22 protein-coding genes are annotated in these 20,791 nt (G+C 61.8%); 12 read left to right on the top strand and 10 right to left on the bottom strand.

Translation table 11 applies throughout. The features are described from left to right. The first annotated feature begins 12 nt into the window (after window positions 1–12). The 3 genes from QRN41_RS25040 (at window position 13) to QRN41_RS25030 (ending at window position 2,871) form a co-directional block, all read left to right on the top strand. Window positions 13–594 (top strand): IMPACT family protein, encoded by a 582-nt coding sequence (locus QRN41_RS25040; protein ID WP_034111623.1) that lies wholly within the window; start codon window positions 13–15, stop codon window positions 592–594. Window positions 595–651: 57 nt separating this feature from the next. Continuing rightward, entirely contained in the window at window positions 652–1,338 is a 687-nt protein-coding gene (locus QRN41_RS25035) for an SDR family oxidoreductase (RefSeq protein ID WP_167418503.1), read from the top strand. Between the two features lie 174 nt (window positions 1,339–1,512). Further along, complete coding sequence (locus QRN41_RS25030; protein WP_167418502.1) at window positions 1,513–2,871, top strand: 8-oxoguanine deaminase; 1,359 nt, start codon at window positions 1,513–1,515, stop codon at window positions 2,869–2,871. 34 nt (window positions 2,872–2,905) lie between these two features. On the opposite strand, the gene QRN41_RS25025 is transcribed toward QRN41_RS25030, so the two are convergent. Next, window positions 2,906–3,997 (bottom strand): calcium:cation antiporter, encoded by a 1,092-nt coding sequence (locus QRN41_RS25025; RefSeq protein WP_094065041.1) that lies wholly within the window; start codon window positions 3,995–3,997, stop codon window positions 2,906–2,908. 193 nt (window positions 3,998–4,190) lie between these two features. Here QRN41_RS25025 and QRN41_RS25020 point away from each other — a divergent pair, with 193 nt between their 5' ends. Continuing rightward, window positions 4,191–5,144: an adenosine deaminase gene (locus QRN41_RS25020; RefSeq protein WP_047881371.1), complete on the top strand. Its 954-nt coding sequence runs from the start codon at window positions 4,191–4,193 to the stop codon at window positions 5,142–5,144. A 49-nt stretch (window positions 5,145–5,193) separates the two neighbouring features. Here QRN41_RS25020 and QRN41_RS25015 read toward each other — a convergent pair whose 3' ends face one another. From QRN41_RS25015 to vimR, 3 genes are all read right to left on the bottom strand, one after another. Beyond that, window positions 5,194–6,564 carry an MFS transporter gene (locus tag QRN41_RS25015; RefSeq protein WP_040266031.1) on the bottom strand — a complete coding sequence of 457 codons (1,371 nt, stop codon included), beginning with the start codon at window positions 6,562–6,564 and terminating at the stop codon, window positions 5,194–5,196. A gap of 101 nt (window positions 6,565–6,665) precedes the next feature. Continuing rightward, complete coding sequence (locus QRN41_RS25010) at window positions 6,666–7,355, bottom strand: ArsR/SmtB family transcription factor (protein ID WP_034136743.1); 690 nt, start codon at window positions 7,353–7,355, stop codon at window positions 6,666–6,668. A gap of 134 nt (window positions 7,356–7,489) precedes the next feature. Continuing rightward, window positions 7,490–8,419, bottom strand: a complete 930-nt coding sequence (vimR, locus tag QRN41_RS25005) for a transcription regulator VimR (protein WP_034095726.1) — start codon at window positions 8,417–8,419, stop codon at window positions 7,490–7,492. Between the two features lie 104 nt (window positions 8,420–8,523). Between vimR and QRN41_RS25000 the strand changes: the two genes are divergently transcribed. The 3 genes from QRN41_RS25000 (at window position 8,524) to QRN41_RS24990 (ending at window position 10,174) form a co-directional block, all read left to right on the top strand. Continuing rightward, a complete protein-coding gene (locus QRN41_RS25000) occupies window positions 8,524–8,817 on the top strand; it encodes a putative quinol monooxygenase (protein WP_034136741.1) in 294 nt (97 codons plus the stop codon). A gap of 24 nt (window positions 8,818–8,841) precedes the next feature. Next, the gene (locus QRN41_RS24995) at window positions 8,842–9,855 is read left to right on the top strand and encodes a zinc-binding alcohol dehydrogenase family protein (RefSeq protein ID WP_034095724.1); all 1,014 of its coding nucleotides are present in this window, start codon (window positions 8,842–8,844) and stop codon (window positions 9,853–9,855) included. Window positions 9,856–10,048: 193 nt separating this feature from the next. Then, window positions 10,049–10,174, top strand: a complete 126-nt coding sequence (locus tag QRN41_RS24990) for a hypothetical protein (protein WP_285422249.1) — start codon at window positions 10,049–10,051, stop codon at window positions 10,172–10,174. Between the two features lie 9 nt (window positions 10,175–10,183). Here the strand turns inward: QRN41_RS24990 and QRN41_RS24985 are convergent, their stop codons facing one another. Beyond that, complete coding sequence (locus tag QRN41_RS24985; RefSeq protein WP_034111610.1) at window positions 10,184–11,377, bottom strand: multidrug effflux MFS transporter; 1,194 nt, start codon at window positions 11,375–11,377, stop codon at window positions 10,184–10,186. Window positions 11,378–11,462: 85 nt separating this feature from the next. After that, on the bottom strand, window positions 11,463–11,654 hold the full coding sequence (locus tag QRN41_RS24980) for a heavy-metal-associated domain-containing protein (protein WP_034095722.1): 192 nt from the start codon (window positions 11,652–11,654) through the stop codon (window positions 11,463–11,465). Window positions 11,655–11,802: 148 nt separating this feature from the next. Here QRN41_RS24980 and QRN41_RS24975 point away from each other — a divergent pair, with 148 nt between their 5' ends. From QRN41_RS24975 to cueR, 3 genes are all read left to right on the top strand, one after another. After that, window positions 11,803–12,183 carry a hypothetical protein gene (locus QRN41_RS24975; protein WP_034095721.1) on the top strand — a complete coding sequence of 127 codons (381 nt, stop codon included), beginning with the start codon at window positions 11,803–11,805 and terminating at the stop codon, window positions 12,181–12,183. 66 nt (window positions 12,184–12,249) lie between these two features. Beyond that, window positions 12,250–14,451 (top strand): heavy metal translocating P-type ATPase, encoded by a 2,202-nt coding sequence (locus QRN41_RS24970; protein ID WP_285422245.1) that lies wholly within the window; start codon window positions 12,250–12,252, stop codon window positions 14,449–14,451. Then, the gene (gene cueR / locus QRN41_RS24965) at window positions 14,448–14,849 is read left to right on the top strand and encodes a Cu(I)-responsive transcriptional regulator (protein ID WP_034095719.1); all 402 of its coding nucleotides are present in this window, start codon (window positions 14,448–14,450) and stop codon (window positions 14,847–14,849) included. Before QRN41_RS24970 ends, cueR begins: the two co-directional genes overlap by 4 nt. 373 nt (window positions 14,850–15,222) lie before the next feature. Here cueR and QRN41_RS24960 read toward each other — a convergent pair whose 3' ends face one another. Together QRN41_RS24960 and QRN41_RS24955 are read right to left on the bottom strand one after the other, a co-directional pair. After that, window positions 15,223–16,122 (bottom strand): PA4780 family RIO1-like protein kinase, encoded by a 900-nt coding sequence (locus QRN41_RS24960; RefSeq protein WP_034095704.1) that lies wholly within the window; start codon window positions 16,120–16,122, stop codon window positions 15,223–15,225. Window positions 16,123–16,257: 135 nt separating this feature from the next. Then, window positions 16,258–17,535 (bottom strand): acetyl-CoA C-acetyltransferase, encoded by a 1,278-nt coding sequence (locus QRN41_RS24955; protein WP_285422244.1) that lies wholly within the window; start codon window positions 17,533–17,535, stop codon window positions 16,258–16,260. A 117-nt stretch (window positions 17,536–17,652) separates the two neighbouring features. Between QRN41_RS24955 and QRN41_RS24950 the strand changes: the two genes are divergently transcribed. Continuing rightward, complete coding sequence (locus QRN41_RS24950) at window positions 17,653–19,005, top strand: 3-oxoacyl-ACP reductase (protein ID WP_285422243.1); 1,353 nt, start codon at window positions 17,653–17,655, stop codon at window positions 19,003–19,005. A 2-nt stretch (window positions 19,006–19,007) separates the two neighbouring features. Next, the gene (locus QRN41_RS24945) at window positions 19,008–19,856 is read left to right on the top strand and encodes a MaoC family dehydratase (protein ID WP_285422242.1); all 849 of its coding nucleotides are present in this window, start codon (window positions 19,008–19,010) and stop codon (window positions 19,854–19,856) included. Between the two features lie 14 nt (window positions 19,857–19,870). Here the strand turns inward: QRN41_RS24945 and QRN41_RS24940 are convergent, their stop codons facing one another. Both QRN41_RS24940 and QRN41_RS24935 read right to left on the bottom strand, forming a co-directional pair. After that, window positions 19,871–20,281, bottom strand: a complete 411-nt coding sequence (locus tag QRN41_RS24940; RefSeq protein ID WP_034136735.1) for a response regulator — start codon at window positions 20,279–20,281, stop codon at window positions 19,871–19,873. 60 nt (window positions 20,282–20,341) lie between these two features. Beyond that, complete coding sequence (locus QRN41_RS24935; RefSeq protein ID WP_034136734.1) at window positions 20,342–20,533, bottom strand: Flp family type IVb pilin; 192 nt, start codon at window positions 20,531–20,533, stop codon at window positions 20,342–20,344. Window positions 20,534–20,791 lie beyond the last annotated feature (258 nt).

The raw sequence follows: 20,791 nt of genomic DNA, 5'->3' as shown, positions 1-20,791 counted from the left end.
ACGAAGCAACCTATGCCTTTCACGCTCACCGGCCTTTGCGAATTTCGTGAAGAGATACGCAAAAGCCGCTTTATCACCCTCGCTGTGCCGATCACCAGCCCACAGGACGCCCAGGCGTTTTTTCAGGAGCACAGCGTTCTCGATGCCACGCACAACTGCTGGGCCTGGAAATTGGGCGATCAATACCGCAGCAACGACGACGGCGAACCCGGCGGCACGGCCGGGCGGCCGATCCTGGCCGCCATCGAGGCCCAAGGTTTTGACCAGGTCGCCGTGCTGGTCATCCGCTGGTACGGCGGTATCCAACTGGGCACCGGTGGGCTTGCCCGTGCCTATGGTGGTGGCGCGAATAAATGCTTACAAAACGCCGAGCGCATCGAGCTGATCAGCCGCGTGCCGTTGCGCTGTGCGTGCGGCTTCTCCGAATTGAACCTGGTCAAACTGCGCGTGGCCGAATTGGGTGGGCTGGTGGTGGAAGAAACCTTCACCGCCAATGGTGTCGAACTGCAACTGGCCCTGGGGGAAGCGCAGATCGAAACCCTGCAAACCCAGCTCGCCGACTTGAGCCGTGGCCGCATCCTCCTGCAACGCTGAAACTGCTACTGTTGTGCGCTGAATCTCCCTGAACCGCGATTTCAAAGGAAGCCTTTCATGTCTACGCCAAAAACCGCACTGATCATCGGCGCCTCCCGTGGGCTGGGTCTTGGCCTGGTCAAGCAACTGCTCCAGGACGGCTGGGACGTGACCGCCACCGTGCGCGATCCGAGCAAAGCCGATGCGCTGAAAGCCGCTGGCCCGGTACAGATCGAGAAACTCGACATGGACGATCAACAAGCCGTGATCGCCCTGAACCAGCGCCTCAAAGAGCGCACCTTCGATCTGCTGTTCATCAATGCCGGCGTCAAAGGCCCGGACAATCAGGAACCCGGCCACGCCACCCTGGCCGAAGTCGGCCAGCTGTTCTTCACCAACGCCGTAGCGCCGATCAACCTGGCCCAGCGTTTTGTCGGGCAGATCCGCAAAGACAGCGGTGTGTTGGCGTTCATGAGCTCGGTACTGGGCAGCGTCACCATTCCCGACGGTTCGGAGATGGCGCTGTACAAAGCCAGTAAGGCTGCGCTCAATTCCATGACCAACAGCTTTATCACCCAATTGGGCGACCATCGGCTAACGGTGCTGTCGATGCACCCGGGCTGGGTCAAAACCGATATGGGCGGCGAAAACGCCCATATCGATGTCGATACCAGCGTGCGTGGCCTGGTGGATCAAGTGAATGCCTTCGCCGGCAAAGGTGGCCATCATTTCGTGGACTACAAAGGCGACACAATCGCCTGGTAAGTACACACGAAGAAAATGTGGGAGGGACTTATCCTTCCCACACAAATCAATCCGCTTTCCTACAAACCGAACTCCACGTAATCTAGCCCCTCGCCCCCACCGGCGACCCTGGATCAGCAGACAGGGCAACACTGAGCTGGCAAACCTGAACCCATCATTCAGAGGAGCCGGCCAATGCCTGCGACCCGTATCTGGTTAAAAACTCCCCTCGCGATTTTTACTGCCAATGGCCTTGATGCCCGTGGCGGCCTGGTGCTGCAAGACGGTGTGATCGCCGAAGTACTGGCGGCTGGCCAAGTCCCTGCGCAACCTTGCGAACAGGTCTTCGATGCCCGTGAACATGTGGTCCTGCCGGGCCTGATCAACACACACCATCACTTCTATCAGACCCTCACCCGTGCCTGGGCGCCGGTAGTCAATCAGCCGTTGTTTCCGTGGCTGAAAACCCTTTACCCGGTATGGGCGCGGCTGACCCCGGAAAAACTCGCCCTGGCCAGTAAAGTGGCATTGGCCGAGCTGTTGCTGTCCGGCTGCACCACTGCGGCCGACCATCACTATTTGTTCCCCGACGGCCTGGAACACGCCATCGATGTGCAAGTGGACAGCGTGCGCGAACTGGGCATGCGCGCCATGCTCACCCGCGGCTCCATGAGCTTGGGCGAAGCCGATGGCGGCCTGCCACCGCAGCAAACCGTGCAGCAAGGCCAGGTGATCCTGGACGACAGCCAGCGCCTGATCCGCGCCTACCACCAGCGCGGCGACGGCGCACAGATCCAGATCGCCCTGGCACCCTGCTCGCCGTTTTCAGTCACGCCGGAAATCATGCGCGCCAGTGCCGAATTGGCCACTCAACTCGATGTGCGCCTGCACACCCATCTGGCCGAAACCCTCGACGAAGAAGACTTCTGCCTGCAGCGCTTCGGCCTGCGCACGGTGGACTACCTCGACAGCGTCGGCTGGCTCGGCCCGCGCACCTGGCTGGCCCACGGCATTCACTTCAACCCGAATGAAATCGCGCGCCTGGGCGAGGCCGGTACCGGTATCTGTCACTGCCCAAGCTCCAATATGCGCTTGGCCTCGGGCATTTGTCCGACCCTGGACCTGATCGCCGCCGGCGCGCCAATCGGCCTGGGCGTGGACGGCTCGGCCTCCAACGACGCGTCGAACATGATCCTCGAAGCGCGCCAGGCCCTGTATATCCAGCGCTTGCGTTATGGCGCGCAGCACATCACCCCCGAAGGCGTGCTCGGCTGGGCCACTAAAGGCTCGGCGCAGTTATTGGGGCGTACGGATATCGGCGAGTTGGCCGCTGGCAAACAAGCCGACCTGGCGCTGTTCAAGCTGGATGAGCTGCGCTTTTCCGGCAGCCATGACCCGATATCGGCGCTGCTGCTGTGCGGCGCGGACCGAGCGGATCGGGTGATGGTCGGCGGGCAGTGGCGAGTCATCGACGGGCAGGTAGAAGGCCTGGATCTGAAAGGCCTGATTGCCGATCACAGCCAGGCGGCGCGGGCGTTGATCGCCGGGAGCTGATCCCGGCGTCCTCACCCACCTTACGCTGCTGCGCTTACAGGCCCAGCAGCGACAACATGATAAACGTCGCAAACAGCACAAAGTGGGTCATCCCTTCGATGGCGTTTGTTTCGCCATCGTTGAGGTTGATCGCGCTGACGATCAGCGTGATAAACACCATCACGGTTTGCACGGGGGTCATTGCCATCTGGAACGGCTGGCCGGTGTAGAGCGCCATGGCCTCCATCACCGGCACGGTCAGGATCACTGTTGACAACGAAGCACCCAACGCGATGTTGACCACCGACTGCATACGGTTGGCCAACGCGGCGCGCAATGCCGTCAGTATTTCCGGCGCCGCCGAAATCGCCGCCACCACAATCGCCGTCACTACCGGCGGCGCGCCCGTGCCTTCCAGGCCAAGGTCGAGAGTCTTGGACATGACCTCTGCCAACGCACCAATCACCACCACACCGAACACCAAAGTGCCAATGGAAAACGCCAGGCTGACCGGCGGCGCTTCCGCGTCTGCCGGCAACTGCTTACGGCGTTTTTCCGGGTAGCTGTAACTGAAGAAGTAACTGTGCGGCCCCACCTGCATCCTCAGGAACAAGGTGTACAGCACCACCATCGCGCCGATGGTGAAGGCCGAGTAAATTTTCCAATCGCCCTTGGGGATAAATTCCGGCACCACCATCGACACGCCCATGGCGGTGAGGATCATCACGCTGTAGGTCCGCGCCGAATCGTCGTTGTAGGACTGTTCGCCATGCTTGATCCCGCCCATCAGCGCGGCAAGGCCAAGGATGCCGTTGATGTCGAGCATCACCGCCGAGTAAATGGTGTCGCGCACCAGGGTCGGTGAAGGTTCGTTACTCATCATGATCGCCAGGATCACCACCTCCACCAGCACGGCCGCGAGGGTCAGGATCATGGTGCCGTAGGGGTCGCCGACTTTTTCCGCCAGTTGCTCGGCGTGGTGAGCTACACGCATCGACGCCATCACGATAAACGCGATCAGCGCCAACCCCGCGAGCAACGCCACCATTTGCCCGCTGTGCAGCATCCAATGCTCCAACGGGTAGGCGGCGATGGCGGCAATCAGCGCCAGCAGCATAAATTTTTCTTGCTTGAGGGATGTGAGCATTCCGGGCCTTTTAATGCGGCAAATCAGTCATTGATGGGGTACAGACTGCGCCACGCCGCTAACGTTTCGTTACACCTTAGTTCACGTCGCCCTTGCGCGAATAAAACGAATACTCTCCTGCTGGTCAGGTTTTGCCGATTATTTCAGCCATGGCCTGTAGAATGCGGCGATTGCACCTGATGAGAATTTAGACATGTACGATTGGCTCAACGCCCTGCCCAAGGCCGAACTGCACCTGCACCTGGAGGGTTCGCTGGAGCCTGAGCTGCTGTTTGCCCTGGCCGAGCGCAATAAAATCGCGCTGCCGTGGAACGACGTCGACACCCTGCGCAAGGCCTACGCCTTCAATAACCTGCAAGAATTTCTCGACCTGTACTACCAGGGCGCCGATGTGCTGCGCACCTCCCAGGATTTTTACGACCTTACCTGGGCCTACCTGCTGCGCTGTAAAGCCCAGAACGTGATCCACACCGAGCCGTTCTTCGACCCGCAAACCCATACCGACCGCGGCATCCCGTTCGAAGTGGTGCTGAACGGCATCGCCGCCGCGCTCAAAGATGGCGAGCAGCAATTGGGTATCACCAGCGGTTTGATCCTCAGCTTCCTGCGCCACCTGAGTGAAGCAGAAGCCGAGAAAACCCTGGACCAGGCCCTGCCGTTCCGCGATGCGTTCGTCGCCGTTGGCCTGGACAGCTCGGAAATGGGCCACCCGCCGAGCAAGTTCCAACGCGTGTTCGATCGCGCACGGCATGAAGGCTTCCTCACCGTGGCCCACGCCGGCGAAGAAGGCCCACCGGAATACATCTGGGAAGCACTCGACCTGCTGAAAATCCAGCGTATCGACCACGGCGTGCGCGCCATCGAAGACGAGCGCCTGATGCAGCGCATCATCGACGAGCAAATTCCGCTCACCGTGTGCCCGTTGTCCAACACCAAGCTCTGCGTGTTCGATGACATGGCCCAGCACAACATCCTCGACATGCTTGAGCGGGGCGTGAAGGTGACGGTGAATTCGGATGATCCGGCGTACTTCGGCGGTTATGTCACCGAAAATTTCTATGCGCTGTATGAATCACTGGGCATGACCCAGGACCAGGCCAAACGCCTGGCCCAGAACAGCCTGGATGCGCGCTTGATCAAGCCGTAACGAAAAAAGGGAGGGTGCTTGCACCCTCCCTTCTTTTGCGCAGCGGTTTTCAGGCTTCGGCCAACTCTTCCAACGTTTTGCCCTTGGTTTCCATCCCAAATACCCACACCACCAGCGCCGCCACCGCAAAACACAGCGCGCCCAAGGCAAATACTCCGCCCTGCCCGGTCACCGGAAACACCAGCCCGGTCACCAACGGCCCCAGCAACGAACCGACCCGGCCAATCGCCGAGGCAAACCCGGACCCGGTCGCCCGCGCCGACGTGGGGTACAACTCCGGCGTGTAGGTGTAGAGCACCGCCCACATGCCAAACAAAAAGAACTGCATCAACAGCCCCGTGGTGATCAGCAAGCCGACATTGCCGCCAAACACCGCACTCTGCCCATACAGAAACGCCATCAAGCCGCCACCGAGCAATGTCACCACACACACCGGTTTACGCCCCCAGCGCTCGACCAACCAGGCCGCCATCAAAAAGCCGGGGATCCCGCCCAGGGAAATGATCACCGTGTAGTACACCGATTGGGTCACCGCGAAACCGGACTGCTGCAACAGCGCGCTCAGCCACGAAGTCAGCCCGTAGAAACCGAGCAGGGCAAAGAACCAGACGCTCCAGATCATCAGCGTGCGCTGGCGATACTGCGCGGACCACAATTGCTGGAATGCCGAAAAGAAATTCCCCGGTACGCTCTGCACCCGTGGCAGGCGAATCGGTTCCGGCAAGTCGGTGCGGCCCAGGGAGGTACGCACTTTGTTCTCGATCCCAATCAGCACGTTGTCCGCTGCGTCATGGCGGCCGGCCTGTTCCAGCCAGCGCGGCGATTCGGGGATGAAAAAACGGATCGCCAACACAAACACCGCAGGCACCGCCAACACCAGGAAGATGTCACGCCAGCCGATCACCGGCAGCAGGAAATACGACAGCACCCCCGCCGCCACAAAGCCCAGCGGCCAGAAACCATCCATCAACGCGATATAGCGCCCGCGCGCCTTGGCCGGGATCAGCTCAGACAGCATCGATTGCGCAATCGGAAACTCCATGCCCATGCCGATCCCCAGCAGGATACGAAACAGCGTCAATGTCTCCACGGTCTGCGCCGTGGAACACAGATAGCTGGCCAAGCCCCACAGCACGATGCTCCACTGAAACACCGGCTTACGCCCGAAGCGATCGGCGAGCATCCCGGACAACGACGCCCCCACCACCATGCCGAAAAAACTCGAACTGGCGAGCAAACCCGCCTGGGCGGTGCTCAGCCCGAACTCGGTTTTGATCGAGCCCAACAGAAACGTCATCATCGCCAGATCCATGGAGTCGAAAAAAAACGCCAAGGCAATGATGATAAAAATCACTCGGTGGTAACCGCTGATGGGTAACCGTTCGAGGCGTTCCGCTGCACTAAAACCTTGCATACCCATGCCACACCCCCAGTAAGAAAAGCCCGAAGACGAGTGTGCGGCATGCTTTTTCCAGATTTTTGCTGGATGCGACCTGATTAAAACTCTCAACGACGCCACGACTATTCAGAAGCGGCCAGGCGGGCGATTTCCTGCTGCCCGATGTCACTGACCTGTAGCGCTTGGGAATCATTGATCAGGCTGACCCAGTTCGATTGCAGAAACAATTGCAGCAACCCCGCCCCCAGCGCGCCGCCCAAGTGCGGATGCTGCTGGCTCCAGTCGAAACAATCGCAGGTCAGCGGCGAGCTCAGTGCCTGGGTGAAAATGCCCAAGTTCGCCAGTTGCTGGGCCCCCTTGACGGTGACATCGGTGCGTTGTTCATAACGCTCGATCCACCTCGCCGCCATCATGCGCTCGTACAGCCCCGCCGCCAGCTCGCCGCCGAGATGGCCGTGACACAGTCGCGCCCGACGCAGTGACGGCGGCGCCAACAGCGTCGGTTCCGGCGAACAGGGCGCAGCACGAGCGGCACTGGCCAGGGTGGTACTGGCCAACGCATCGATGGCGAGGCTGACATCGGCGGCGGCCACCCGAAACAGACGCTTGCCGCGCCGCGCCTCGGCCCGTAGCAAGCCACTGCCGGTGAGCCGCGCCAAATGCGCATTGGCCGACGCTGGCGAGAGCCCGGTCAGGCTGGCGAGTTCTTCTGAAGTCTTAGCGGAGCCGTCCATCAAAACCCAGAGCATGGCGGCGCGTTTCGGCTCGGCGAGCAAGCCGGCGATCTGACTGATACAAGGTGCTGCTTCCATCGGTTCACTCCCTGTTAAATCACTTTTCTGCTGCGGTTGGCGCCAAAGTATAGGTGCGCCATGGGCCGGTTCCGCGGCGTCTGACAGCGCGAATAGGGACAGAACATGAGTGAAATTTCTGGCTGTGGTGGAGGCTATTGCCCAGCCCCTGCTGGCTCCGGCATTTGCGCGGTCAAGTTCGCACAACGGGTGACCAGCATGTCCCGCAGCAAGTTGACGGGTTTGCTCAATTGCGCCCGATGGGCACACAGCAGATTGAGCGGTGTGGGCTCGCCGCGCAGCTCTGGGAGGATCAAGCGCAGGCGCCCGGCGAGCACGTCGGTGCTCACATCCAGCCAGGATTTGTAGGCAATGCCCACGCCGGCCACCGCCCAGCGCCGCACCACATCGGCGTCGTCGCTGAAACGGTCGCCGCTGACCGTCAGACTGATGTCGCGCTTACCGTCGCGAAACGCCCAATGGTCATGCACGCGGCTACCGAGCATGTACAACAGGCAATTGTGCTGAGCCAGTTGTTCCAGGTGACGGGGTTCGCCGTGACGCGCCAAATAACTGGGGGCGGCGCATAGCACACGCACGTTGCTCGGCGCCACGGGCAGCGCCACCAGGCTGGAGTCCTCGGGTTCGCCGTAGCGCAGGGCGATATCCACCGGTTGGCGAAACAGGTCGGCGATTCGATCGCCCAACAACAGGCGCACGTTGAGCTGTGGATGTTCACGCTGGAACTCATCCAGCCAGGGCAGTAATTGGTTACGGCCAAAGTCCGACGGTGCCGAGAGTTGCAGCACGCCGCTGACATGGTCCTGACCGCTGGCCAGCAAGCGCCGGCCCTCATCCAAGGAACCCAACGCAGCTCGGGCATACTCCAGGAACCCCTCACCCTCGGCGGTCAAGCGCAGGCTGCGAGTGGAGCGCGCCAGCAAACGCGCGCCCAACTGCTGCTCAATGCGCTTGAGCGCCGCACTGGCCACCGCCGGCGACAGGTCCATCACCCGCGCCGCTGCCGACAGGCTGCCCAAGTCCGCCGCACGTACAAACAATTGCAAATCATCGAAGCGCAGCATTATCAAAATTCCGTTGAAACAGCCCTCTGTTTTAGCCGCTTTTATGATGGCGGGAAATAGCCAATCATCTGCCCACCCCGTGTTTAACGTGCCAGGAGTCGCTTATGTCCGCTGCCTTTAATGTCATCGCCACGCTGATCGCCAAACCTGGCCAACAGGCCGCCCTGGAAACCCTGCTGCGCGGTCTGCTTGAACCCACACGCCGTGAAGACGGCTGCGAGCAGTACGACCTGCATCAGGACCAGCAACACCCCGAGACCTTCTACATGCTCGAACGCTGGCGCGACGACGCAGCCCTGGCGGCCCACGACCAGAGTGCGCATATCCAGCACTTCCGCGCCGAGGCGGCGCAGGTACTCGAACATTTCGAACTCAAACGCCTGAATTTTCTTGCCTGATCACCGCTATTTTCCGGAGCCTCCATGAAAGCCATTGCCTACTACGCATCACTGCCCATCAACGACCCTCTGTCCCTGCAAGACATCGAACTACCGGCCCCCGTCGCCGGCCCACGCGACCTGCTGGTGGAAGTCAAAGCCATCTCGGTCAACCCGGTGGACACCAAAGTGCGCCAGAACGTCGCCCCCGAACACGGCGCTGCCAAGGTGCTGGGCTGGGACGTCGCCGGGGTGGTCAAGGCGGTCGGCAGCGACGTGACCCTGTTCAAGGCTGGCGACAAGGTGTTCTACGCCGGCTCCCTGACCCGCCCGGGCGGCAACAGCGAACTGCACACGGTGGACGAACGCATCGTCGGGCATATGCCCAAGAGCCTGAACTTTGCCGAAGCCGCCGCGCTGCCGCTGACCGCTATCACGGCCTGGGAACTGCTGTTCGAGCGCCTGCAGATACGCGAGGGCAAGGAAGATGAAGGCCAGAGCCTGCTGATCGTCGGCGCCGCCGGCGGTGTGGGTTCGATCCTCACCCAACTGGCCCGGCAACTGACGGCATTGAAGGTGATCGGCACCGCGTCGCGCCCGGAAACCCAAGCATGGGCCAAGGCACTGGGCGCCCATCGGGTGATCGACCACAGCCAGCCGCTGAGCCAAGCCTTGCAACAGGCCGGCGAAGCGCAGGTGACCCATGTCGCCAGCCTGACCCAGACCGAGCACCACCTGGATCAGTTGGTCGAAGCGCTGCAACCTCAGGGCAAGCTCGCGCTGATCGACGACCCCAAGGCACTGGACGTCAGCAAGCTCAAGCGCAAGAGCCTGTCGCTGCATTGGGAGTTTATGTACACCCGCTCGATGTTCGAGACGCCGGACATGATCGAACAACACCACCTGCTCAATCGCGTGGCTGAACTGATCGACGCCGGCACCCTGGAAACCACCGTGGGCGAGCACTTCGGTGCGATCAACGCGGCCAATCTGCGTCGGGCTCACGCGCTGCTGGAGAGCGGCAAGGCCAAAGGCAAGATCGTGCTGGAAGGTTTCTGAAACAGGTCTGTAGGCGTCGTCTGTTACTCGTGTGAGTGAAGGACGACGCCGCTAGTCAGACAGTTGACCTTTGTCATATTTGCGAGCGCATTCGGGTTTATATTGGCCGCCTTTGCCACGATTCTTTTACGTGAGGAAGTCAGCAATGAAGATCCTGATAAAAGCGTTAGCAAAATCTCAATGGGAGGTTCGTTTGGACCAGAAAACCATTACCTTCCGCAGTGAAGCCGAGGCCCGCGCCTTTGCCGAGACCCTGCAAGCGCGCATTCAGGCGCCGCACAATTTCCAGGTCAACCAGCAGCGCGCCGCCGCTGGCTGACCCCCTCGGTCAGCCCTGCGCCTGCACGGCCCTGGCCCGTTGCAGGCGCAAGGTCGACATGGCCACTGTCACCGCCAATAGCCCGCACAAGCTGATGACCATCGCCATCGGCATCGCTGTGCCATCGTGCAACGCCCCCACCAACGACGCCGCCCCCGCCGCCACGCCGAACTGAATACAACCGAGCAATGCCGAAGCACTACCGGCCCGCGCACCCTGGCCTGCCATAGCACAGGCCGAGGTGTTAGGCAGGATGCAACCCAGGCTGGCGATACAGATAAAGAGCGGTATCAGCAGAGGCCACAACGCTTGGGTGCGCAGCGCGGCCACTCCCAGCAGCGTCAGCGCCGCCGCCACGTACACCCACACTGTGCGCGACAGCAAAAATGCCGGGCCACGTTTGGCTAACAGTCGGGCATTGAGCTGAGCCACCAGGATAAAACCGGCGGCGTTGGAGCCGAACACCCAGCCGTAATGCTCGGCTGGCACGCCGTAGAGTTTGATAAATACGAAAGGTGAACCGGCGATGTAGGCAAACATTCCGGCAATCGACAGCGCACCGGTGAGGGCATAGCCGAGGTAGACCCGGTCCGACAGCAACCCCAGATAACGACGCAGCGAGCCGGACAACGGTTGGCGCGGTTGATGGGCCGGGAAAGTTTCCGGCAACCCCACTGCCACGGCGACCGCTGCCATCACGCTGAAGATCGACAACGCCAGGAAGATCGACTGCCAGCCCCACAACCCCACCATCAAGCCACCGGCCAGCGGCGCGAGGATCGGCGCCAGGCCGGTCACCAGCATCAGTTGGGAGAACACTTTGGCCGAGCCCACGGCATCGCATTTGTCGCTGACCACCGCGCGGGAAATCACCATGCCCGCGCAGCCACCCAGGGCTTGCACAAAGCGCGCGCCGATCAGCCATTCCAGGGACGGCGCAAAGGCACAGGCGAAGGAGGCCAAGGTAAACAGGGTCACGCCGCTGAGCAGCGGCCCGCGCCGACCGAAACGGTCTGCCAGGGGGCCGTAGATCAATTGGCCGATAGCCAGGCCGGCGAAATACACCGCCAAGGTCAGCTGGATATGTTTTTCATCGGTGGCAAACGCGGTGGCCATCGCCGGAAAACCCGGCAAGTAAAAATCGATCGCCAGTGGAGCGAAGGCGCTCAGGGCACCCAGGATCAGAATTATGCGAAGGTTCATCAGGCACCCAAGTGAGTCGGCAGCCCGACAGTCTAGCCGTGCTTGGGTGCCTTGAACATTACGATAGCTCGCTAACTATTAAATTTCAGACGACGCTGTAGCCTTCCTCCTTGATCAGCCCGGCAATCGCTTCACGGCTCAGTTGGCTCTGCACGCTGACCTGCTTCGCCGCCAGGTCCACCTTCACTTCGGCTGTCGGGTCCTGGCTCTGTACCGCTTGGGTCACCGCTTTGACGCAATGGCCGCAGGTCATTCCTTCCACAGTGAATACTTGCATGACATGACTCCTTTGATGAGGTTGGACCCAGTCTCGACCTTGCCACGATGGCAAGGTCAAGTTCCTGAGAAATCGGCCGGGCTGGTATTCGGCGGCCACGTCGGCCAAGCTTCAACTTTCTCAAGCTGTGAACCACGGAGTACTCGCCATGCGCTGGTCGTTTTTTGGCCTTGTGGGCCTGATGAGCTTGTCTGCCGCCGCGCCCCAGGCCCTGGCCGCAGAAGACTATGCGGTGCTGATCATTTCCCGGGAACGCCTGGAAGTGCCGACCAATTGCGAGATTGGCCTGTACCTCAACGACCAGTTGGCCGGCCGGCTGTTCCAAGAGCAGTCCACCTCGTTCAACTTGCCGGCGGGTAACCTGTCGTTGCGCCTCAAGTTGCTGCCGGGCCAGGCGCCGGGCTGCTTGCCGGGTCTGCTGGCACCGCCGGCGCAGAACATCACATTGAAGGCCGGTGACGTACGCAAACTGCGGATCGCCCAAGGCCCGGACGGCATGTACCTCAAGCCTGCCGCATTGGAATACTGAAGGCACTTGACCTTACCCACAGGACAAGGTTGATCCTAGGGGCCACTTCTCTTGGAGGATTGCCCCATGAATGGAACCACCACCTTTGACCTGCCCATCGGCGGTATGACCTGCGCCAGTTGCGCCGGGCGTGTCGAGCGCGCGCTGGGCAAGGTGCCGGGGGTGCAGAGGGTCAGCGTCAACCTGGCCAATGAACGTGCCCACGTCGAAGTCCTCGGCCAGATGGACCCCAGCGTGCTGATCGCCGCCGTCGACAAGGCCGGTTACAGCGCCAGCCTGCCGCAGACCGAAACCCGCACCGCCGCCGATCAAGCCCAGCGCCTGCACCGCGAGCGCTGGGCCTTGCTGTTGGCCATCGTGCTGGCGCTGCCCCTGGTGCTGCCGATGCTGGTGCAGCCGTTCGGCCTGCATTGGATGCTACCGGCCTGGGTGCAATTCGCCCTGGCCACCCCGGTGCAATTTATCCTCGGCGCGCGCTTTTACGTGGCCGCCTGGAAAGCCGTGCGCGCCGGGGCGGGCAACATGGATTTGCTGGTGGCCATCGGCACCAGCGCCGGTTACGGCCTGAGCCTGTACGAATGGCTCAACGCCCCCGCCGGCAGCATGCCCCACCTGTATTTCGAAGCCTCCGCAGTGGTGATCGCCCTGATCCTGCTGGGCAAATACCTGGAAAGCCGCGCCAAGCGCCAGACCGCCAGCGCCATCCGCGCCCTGGAAGCCTTGCGCCCCGAGCGTGCCACCCGCGTGCGCGATGGCCATGAACAAGAGGTGGCGATCAACGCCCTGTCCCTCGACGATGTGGTCAGCGTCAAACCCGGCGAACGCTTCCCGGTGGACGGTGAAGTGATCGAAGGCCAGAGCCATGCCGACGAAGCCCTGATCAGCGGCGAGAGCTTGCCCGTGCCGAAACAACCGGGCGATAAGGTCACCGGCGGCGCCATCAACGGTGAAGGCCGCCTGTTGGTGCGCACCACCGCGCTGGGCGCCGAGAGCGTCCTGGCGCGGATCATCCGTTTGGTAGAAGACGCCCAGGCCGCCAAGGCGCCGATCCAGAAACTGGTGGACAAAGTCAGCCAGGTGTTTGTGCCGACCGTGCTGGTGTTGGCGCTGATCACGCTGGTGGGCTGGTGGCTGTACGGCGCGCCGTTGGAAACCGCCATCATCAATGCGGTCGCGGTGCTGGTTATCGCCTGCCCGTGCGCCCTGGGCCTGGCCACGCCGACCGCGATCATGGCCGGCACCGGCGTCGCCGCGCGACACGGCATTCTGATCAAGGACGCCGAAGCCTTGGAACGTGCCCATGAAGTCAGCGCCGTAGTGTTCGACAAGACCGGCACCCTCACCTCCGGCACGCCCAAAATCGCGCATATGATCGCGGTGGATGGCAATCAAGCCCAACTGTTGCAACAAGCCGGCGCGCTGCAACGCGGCAGCGAGCACCCATTGGCCAACGCAGTGCTGGAAGCCTGCGCCGAACAGGGGCTGAATGTTGCCGATGTCAGTGCCAGCCAATCCCTGACCGGGCGCGGTATCGCCGGCACCCTCGATGGCCGGCCACTGGCCTTGGGCAATCGCCGCCTGCTGGAAGACAGCGGCCTGAACCCTGGCGATCTGACGCAAACCGCTCAGACCTGGGAGGCCGAAGGTCGCACGTTGTCCTGGTTGATCGAGCAAGGCGCACAACCGCGGGTGCTGGGGCTGTTCGCATTTGGCGACACCCTCAAGCCCGGTGCGTTGCAGGCCGTGGGGCAGCTCACGGCTCAAGGCATCAGCAGCCATCTGCTCACCGGCGACAATCGCGGCAGTGCACAGGTGGTGGCGCAGGCGCTGGGCATCGACGATGTGCATGCCGAAGTGCTGCCCGCCGACAAAGCCGCCACCGTCGCCGCGCTGAAAAAAACCGGCGTGGTGGCGATGGTCGGCGACGGCATCAATGACGCCCCGGCCCTGGCGGCCGCCGATATCGGCATCGCCATGGGCGGCGGCACCGATGTGGCCATGCATGCCGCCGGCATTACCCTAATGCGCGGCGATCCGCGCCTGGTGCCGGCCGCGCTGGAGATCAGCCGCAAGACCTACGCCAAGATCCGCCAGAACCTGTTCTGGGCCTTTGTGTATAACTTGATTGGCATTCCCCTGGCGGCCTTCGGCCTGCTCAACCCAGTGTTGGCGGGCGCGGCGATGGCGTTGTCCAGCGTCAGCGTAGTGAGCAATGCCTTGCTGTTGAAAACCTGGAAACCCAAGGATTTGGAGGATCGACACCCATGAACATCGGCCAAGCCGCCCGTCAGAGCGGCCTCAGCGCCAAGATGATTCGCTATTACGAATCCATCGGTCTGCTGAAAGCGGCTCACCGCACCGACAGCGGCTACCGCGTGTACGGCGCGGAGGACCTGCATACGTTGGCGTTTATCAAACGCTCGCGGGATCTGGGGTTTTCACTGGAAGAGGTCGGCAAACTGCTGGCCCTGTGGCAAGACCGCCACCGCGCCAGCGCCGACGTAAAAGCCTTGGCGCGCCAGCATATCGACGAGTTGAATCAGAAGATCCTGGAACTGGGCCAACTGCGCGACACCTTGCAGGACCTGGTGGAACACTGCCAAGGCGATGATCGGCCCGATTGCCCGATCCTCAAGGAGCTGGCGTCCGGCTCTTGCTGCTCCTAAGGCCATACGCAAAACCAATGTGGGAGAGAGCTTGCCCGACAGCGGTGGATCAGCCAGCCGTTGCGGTGACTGAAACGCTGCCATCGGGGCATAGATATCTTCTAGTTTTAAAGGCGGACACATAACGCTTTGGTGAGCAGGCTTGCCCTGCGCTGGGGCGCGAAGCGGCCCCCTCTCCGCACACTGCGGCGTATCAGGCCAAACCGGTTGTCAGGTTTTAGGGCCGCTTCGCAGCCCAGCGCAGGGCAAGCCTGCTCATCACAAAAAATCTCACTTTCTCAGGTTATGTTTTCGACCGAAGCTGTGTGCCACCGGGGGCAAGTCGAATCGTCGCACCGCCCCTCCCACCTGTTGATCTGCATGCAGCCGAAGACTATTGCATCCAAGGCGGCGGTGGCGGTTCGTCGGGGACTTTGCTCGACGGCGCATCATCCGCCGCCCGAATCGCCTGGCGACGCTCTTCATCGAGCCGCGCCGCTTCGATCTCGCGGATCACACCCCCCACGTCCGCCAGTTCTTCCGGCTCGTCGAATTCACCGGTCAAGACGCTGCCAGGGTGCAAGGTGCCGGCCTCATACAACGCCCACATTTCCTTGGCGTACTTGGTCTTTTTCAACTCCGGGGCGAAGCGCCCGAAGTAGGAAGCCATGTTGCCCACATCCCGCTCCAGCATGCTGAATGCGTGGTTGTTGCCCGCCGCATCCACCGCCTGGGGCAAGTCGATGATTACCGGGCCGGTCGGCGTGAGCAGCACGTTGAACTCGGACAGGTCACCATGCACCAGGCCGGTACACAGCATCAGCACGATCTGGGAAATCAGGAAAGCGTGGTACTCGCGGGCCTGATCCGGCTCCAGCACTACGTCGTTCAGACGCGGGGCGGCATCGCCATACTCATCGGCCACCAGCTCCATCAGCAGCACGCCTTCGAGGAAGTCATACGGCTGCGGCACGCGCACACCGGCACCGGCCAAGCGGAACAACGCCGCGACTTCGGCGTTCTGCCAGGCGTCTTCGGTTTCCTTCTTGCCGAACTTTGAGCCCTTGGCCATGGCGCGGGCCTGGCGGCTGTTACGGACTTTACGGCCTTCCTGGTATTCGGATGCCTGACGAAAACTTCGTTTGTTCGCCTCCTTGTAAACCTTGGCGCAACGCAATTCGTTGCCGCAGCGCACCACATAAACAGCTGCTTCTTTCCCACTCATGAGTGGGCGCAGCACTTCGTCGACCAGACCGTCTTCGATCAGGGGTTCAATGCGTTTAGGAGTCTTCATCAGCTTTTATTGTGGGTCCTTTGTTACCAAATACGCGTATGGCACTCGTTATACGGCAATCGGCTCGCGGGTGGGAGAGGCGACTGATCTTTGCCCGTTTAAGAATGCAACCAATAGGCCAATTCCGGGGCGCCGTTAACGCTCAATGATTGCGGTCACCCCTTGCCCGCCGGCGGCGCAGATTGAGATCAGCCCACGGCCCTTGCCCGCCGTCTCCAACAACTTGGCCAAGTTGGCAACAATGCGCCCGCCGGTGGCGGCAAACGGATGCCCCGCCGCCAGGGAGCTGCCTTTGACATTGAGCCGGCTGCGGTCGATGGCGCCCAACGGCGCGTCGAGGCCCAGGCGGGTCTTGCAGTAATCGGCATCTTCCCAGGCCCTGAGTGTGCACAACACTTGGGCGGCGAAGGCTTCGTGGATCTCGTAGTAATCGAAGTCCTGCAGCGTCAGACCGTTCCTGGCCAGCAGGCGCGGAACCGCATACACCGGCGCCATCAGCAAGCCTTCGGCGCCGTTGACGAAATCCACCGCGGCCGCTTCGCCATCGCGCAGGTAAGCCAGGATCGGCAAGCCCCGTTCCTGAGCCCATGCCTCACTGCCCAGTAGCACCAGGGAGGCGCCGTCGGTCAGCGGCGTGGAATTGCCTGCGGTGAGGGTGCCCTTCTCGCTGCGTTCAAAGGCCGGTTTGAGGGCGGCGAGTTTCTCCAGTGTCAGATCGGAGCGCAGGTTGTTGTCGCGGGTCAGGCCCAAAAACGGCGTGATCAGATCGTCGTGCCAGCCTTCGGCGTAGGCGGCGGCCATTTTCTGATGGCTCTCAAGGGCAAGTTGGTCCTGTTCGGCCCGGGGGATCTGCCAGGTCTGGGCCATCAGCTCGCAGTGCTGGCCCATGGACAGGCCAGTACGCGGTTCGCCATTGCGCGGCAGTTCAGGTTTGAGGTGATGGGGACGAAGTTGTAACAGGACTTTTAATTTATCCGCCATCGACTTACTGCGATTGGCCTGCAGCAGGATCTTGCGCAGCCCCTCATTCACACCGATCGGCGCGTCGGAAGTGGTGTCCACGCCGCCGGCAATGCCGCATTCGATCTGGCCTAGAGCGATTTTGTTGGCCACCAGCAGCGCCGCCTCCAGCCCGGTGCCGCAGGCTTGTTGGATGTCGTAGGCCGGGGTTTGCGGCGACAGGCGCGAGCCCAGCACGCATTCACGGGTCAGGTTGAAATCCCGCGAATGCTTGAGTACCGCACCGGCGGCCACTTCGCCCAGGCGCAAGCCGTGCAGGTTGTAGCGTTCGATCAAACCTTCCAGGGCAGCCGTCAGCATCGCCTGGTTGCTCGCAGTAGCGTAGGGGCCATTGGAGCGGGCGAAAGGAATGCGATTTGCGCCAATGATCGCTACACGCCGCAATTGAGTCATGGAAAGCTCCCTGTGTGTGGTGGGCCGGCCGCCGTGGCCTGGAAGGATAAGCCTAGTCGAACGACTGCTACCCTGGGATGGTCAACCCTTTGAACCCCAGCCTTCGGAGAGCGTTCCATGTCTGACCGTTATATCGACTTCGCCAACTCCAGCCTCGGCCAGCGCCTGGTCGCCGCCATTGGCCTGCCGTCGCCGGGACGCCTGGAACGCTGGCAGGCCGGGCGCCTGCGGCCGGTCGAGGGCGCCTTGCTGCTCGGCGGCGGCGCACTGGCGGCCCAAGTGCTGCCGTTCGCCAACAGACTCACCGATGCCATTTACAGCTATGGCGCCGAACCGCTGGAAGCCCCCGCATGGATCCCCGGCCATGGCCCCAAGCTCAAAGCGGTGGTGTTCGACGCCAGCGGCCTGCAGCACACCGATTCGCTCAAGCAACTGCGCGAATTCTTTCAGCCGCTGCTGAAAAATCTCGACCATAGCGCCCACTTGGTGATCCTCGGCCGCGCCCCGGAAAGCCTCAGCGATCCGTTTGCCGCCAGTGCCCAGCGCGCCTTGGAAGGCTTCAGTCGCTCCCTGGCCAAAGAACTGCGCAACGGCGGCGTGTTGCAGTTGCTGTATGTCGGCGATGGCGCCGAGGCGCAACTGGAAGGCGCGCTGCGCTTCTTCCTATCGCCGAAGAGCGCCTACATTTCAGGCCAGGTGATTCGCCTGCAAGCCTGCGCCACCCCGGTAGAGGACTGGACCCGCCCCCTGGCGCGGCGCAAGGCCCTGGTCACCGGCGCCGCCCGTGGCATCGGTGCGGCCATCGCCGAAACCCTGGCCCGCGACGGCGCCGAGGTGATCCTGCTCGATGTGCCCCAGGCCAAGGCCGATCTGGAAGCCCTGGCCGCACGCCTGGAGGCGCGCACCGTCATCCTGGATATCTGCGCCGAAGACGCCGCCACGCAGTTGATCGAACATCTGCCCGAGGGTCTCGACATTCTGGTGCATAACGCCGGCATCACCCGCGACAAGACCCTGGCCAATATGACCCCGGAATATTGGGATGCCGTGCTGGCGGTCAATCTGAATGCGCCGCAAGTACTGACCAAAGCCCTGCTCGACAGCGGCACCCTGCGCGACAACGCCCGCGTGGTGCTGCTGGCCTCCATCAGCGGCATCGCCGGCAACCGCGGGCAAACCAATTACGCGGCGAGCAAGGCCGGTTTGATCGGCCTGGCCGAAGCCTGGGCGCCGCTGCTCAAGCAGCGGGGCATCAGCATCAATGCCGTCGCGCCCGGGTTTATCGAAACCCAGATGACCGCGCATATTCCCTTCGCCCTGCGCGAAGCCGGGCGGCGCATGAGTTCGTTGGGCCAGGGCGGCTTGCCTCAGGACGTCGCCGAGGCCGTGGCGTGGCTGGGCCAGCCGGGTTCCGGCGCGGTCAGCGGGCAAGCCCTACGGGTGTGTGGGCAAAGTCTATTGGGAGCGTGAGCATGCAGTGGCAGACCTTAAGCAACCGACCGTTCCTGCCGCCGCTGTATTGGCGTGCAGCGCTCAAGCGCAAGATCAGCGGCACCAGCCTGCCGGACCTGGGGTTGCGCTGCCGGGTCAGCGTCGATCCCAAGGCGGTGGCGGCCTATCGCAAGGTGTGCGGCTTTGCCGACAGCCCGATGCTGCCGGCCACCTACCCGCATATCCTCGCCTTCGGCGTGCAGATGCAATTGCTCACCGACAAAGCGTTCCCGTTTCCCCTACTCGGGCTGATCCACTTGAGTAACCGCATCCGCGTGCACCGCCCCTTGGGCGGTGTGGGCGAACTGTGGATTGGCGTGCACGCACAGAACCTCAAGCCACACGCCAAAGGCGCGACGTTCGACCTGATCACCACCGTCGAGGACGCCCTCGGCCTGCTGTGGGAAGGCGAGAGCCGCATGCTGTGCCGAGGCGTGAAGCTGTCAGGCCCGGCAGAGGATGAGCCTCTGCCCACGCCCGCCCAGGTCAGCGAACTGACGCGCTGGAACGCCCCCAGCGACATCGGCCGCCGCTACGCACGGGTGTCCGGCGACTACAACCCGATCCACCTCAGCGCCCTCACCGCCAGACTGTTCGGGTTTCCCCAGGCCATCGCCCATGGTTTATGGAACAAGGCGCGCAGCCTGGCGGCTCTGGTTGAGCATCTGCCTGCGGCCAATATCGAACTGTTTGTGGAGTTCAGAAAACCGGTGCGGCTGCCCAGCGAAGTGCACCTATCGGCCAGCGCCGCCGGTTCGAGTGGCGAGTGGGTGTTGAACGGTGCGGGCGGGATTGAGCATATGGTCGGCAGGTGGCAGCCCATCGGCTGAGCACCGTTGGCCGCTCAAGGCTTGAACCGTGTGACGTGTTTGGGAAACAGGCTGTTCAACGTATCGACCAGCCGCGCCAGATAGATCGGTTTGCGAAACAGGTCCAGCACTTGCAAGCGCAGCAAGTCGCTGACGTCATCCATCTCGGCGTGACCGGACATAACGATTACCGGCAAGTGCGAGCGGTCCGTGTGTTCGCGCAGGCGCTTGATCAAGGAGATACCGCTTTCCTCGGGCATACGCAGGTCAGTGATCACCAGGGCGATGTCCGGGTGCAGGGTCAGTTCCTGCAAGGCGAAGGTGACGGAGGTGGCGGTGTAACATTCGAATCCTTCGTTTTCGAGGGATTCGGCAAGCTCGACCAGGGCGTCCTCTTCGTCGTCCACCAAAAGAATTTGCTGGCGGGTTGGCGAAGAGGCGCTCATAGACATTCCTGAAATCAAAAAGCCTAAAGGATGATGGCCACGAATAGTTCGTGAAGTTATTTAAGTGGTCATCTTGGTGGCAATACTGTCGAAGATCGATTTGATCTTATCGCCAAGCCCCGCGCCGGCACCAACAATTACCAGTGCAACTAACGCCACGATAATGGCGTATTCAATACCTGACGCCCCCTCTTCGCGCTTGAAGAAAAGTTGCGCCTGCACATAAAGCTTCAACATCTGGTCAAGGAACATAAGGCTTCTCCCTAATACGACACAGCAAGCCGGTACGGCTCTAGCGCGGTTGATCGCGGCATGCCTTTAGAGCATTGACAACAAACCTACCCCTCACAACTGTAAGAACTAATTAATCACAAAGTATTAGTCGTAAGGTTATCGCCGCTGTGTTGCCGTTATTAAAAGGCGATAAGGAAAGTACGGATTAATTTTCCAGACGGTAATGGCGTTTCGTCCTAGCTGAGCTACCGTCAAATAGCCAAATCGTTAGATGTT

This window comes from Pseudomonas sp. efr-133-TYG-23 (assembly GCF_030209215.1).
Taxonomy (GTDB): Bacteria; Pseudomonadota; Gammaproteobacteria; order Pseudomonadales; family Pseudomonadaceae; genus Aquipseudomonas; species Aquipseudomonas rhodesiae.
This window is presented reverse-complemented; position numbering and strand designations above follow the sequence as displayed.

Excerpts from the sequence above, each read along its gene's own strand:
- QRN41_RS25040 (WP_034111623.1), top strand. The coding sequence starts at position 13 with ATGCCTTTCACGCTCACCGGCCTTTGCGAATTTCGTGAAGAGATACGC.
- QRN41_RS25035 (WP_167418503.1), top strand. The coding sequence starts at position 652 with ATGTCTACGCCAAAAACCGCACTGATCATCGGCGCCTCCCGTGGGCTG.
- QRN41_RS25030 (WP_167418502.1), top strand. The coding sequence starts at position 1,513 with ATGCCTGCGACCCGTATCTGGTTAAAAACTCCCCTCGCGATTTTTACT.
- QRN41_RS25025 (WP_094065041.1), bottom strand. The coding sequence starts at position 3,997 with ATGCTCACATCCCTCAAGCAAGAAAAATTTATGCTGCTGGCGCTGATT.
- QRN41_RS25020 (WP_047881371.1), top strand. The coding sequence starts at position 4,191 with ATGTACGATTGGCTCAACGCCCTGCCCAAGGCCGAACTGCACCTGCAC.
- QRN41_RS25015 (WP_040266031.1), bottom strand. The coding sequence starts at position 6,564 with ATGGGTATGCAAGGTTTTAGTGCAGCGGAACGCCTCGAACGGTTACCC.
- QRN41_RS25010 (WP_034136743.1), bottom strand. The coding sequence starts at position 7,355 with ATGGAAGCAGCACCTTGTATCAGTCAGATCGCCGGCTTGCTCGCCGAG.
- vimR (WP_034095726.1), bottom strand. The coding sequence starts at position 8,419 with ATGCTGCGCTTCGATGATTTGCAATTGTTTGTACGTGCGGCGGACTTG.
- QRN41_RS25000 (WP_034136741.1), top strand. The coding sequence starts at position 8,524 with ATGTCCGCTGCCTTTAATGTCATCGCCACGCTGATCGCCAAACCTGGC.
- QRN41_RS24995 (WP_034095724.1), top strand. The coding sequence starts at position 8,842 with ATGAAAGCCATTGCCTACTACGCATCACTGCCCATCAACGACCCTCTG.
- QRN41_RS24985 (WP_034111610.1), bottom strand. The coding sequence starts at position 11,377 with ATGAACCTTCGCATAATTCTGATCCTGGGTGCCCTGAGCGCCTTCGCT.
- QRN41_RS24980 (WP_034095722.1), bottom strand. The coding sequence starts at position 11,654 with ATGCAAGTATTCACTGTGGAAGGAATGACCTGCGGCCATTGCGTCAAA.
- QRN41_RS24975 (WP_034095721.1), top strand. The coding sequence starts at position 11,803 with ATGCGCTGGTCGTTTTTTGGCCTTGTGGGCCTGATGAGCTTGTCTGCC.
- QRN41_RS24970 (WP_285422245.1), top strand. The coding sequence starts at position 12,250 with ATGAATGGAACCACCACCTTTGACCTGCCCATCGGCGGTATGACCTGC.
- cueR (WP_034095719.1), top strand. The coding sequence starts at position 14,448 with ATGAACATCGGCCAAGCCGCCCGTCAGAGCGGCCTCAGCGCCAAGATG.
- QRN41_RS24960 (WP_034095704.1), bottom strand. The coding sequence starts at position 16,122 with ATGAAGACTCCTAAACGCATTGAACCCCTGATCGAAGACGGTCTGGTC.
- QRN41_RS24955 (WP_285422244.1), bottom strand. The coding sequence starts at position 17,535 with ATGACTCAATTGCGGCGTGTAGCGATCATTGGCGCAAATCGCATTCCT.
- QRN41_RS24950 (WP_285422243.1), top strand. The coding sequence starts at position 17,653 with ATGTCTGACCGTTATATCGACTTCGCCAACTCCAGCCTCGGCCAGCGC.
- QRN41_RS24945 (WP_285422242.1), top strand. The coding sequence starts at position 19,008 with ATGCAGTGGCAGACCTTAAGCAACCGACCGTTCCTGCCGCCGCTGTAT.
- QRN41_RS24940 (WP_034136735.1), bottom strand. The coding sequence starts at position 20,281 with ATGAGCGCCTCTTCGCCAACCCGCCAGCAAATTCTTTTGGTGGACGAC.
- QRN41_RS24935 (WP_034136734.1), bottom strand. The coding sequence starts at position 20,533 with ATGTTCCTTGACCAGATGTTGAAGCTTTATGTGCAGGCGCAACTTTTC.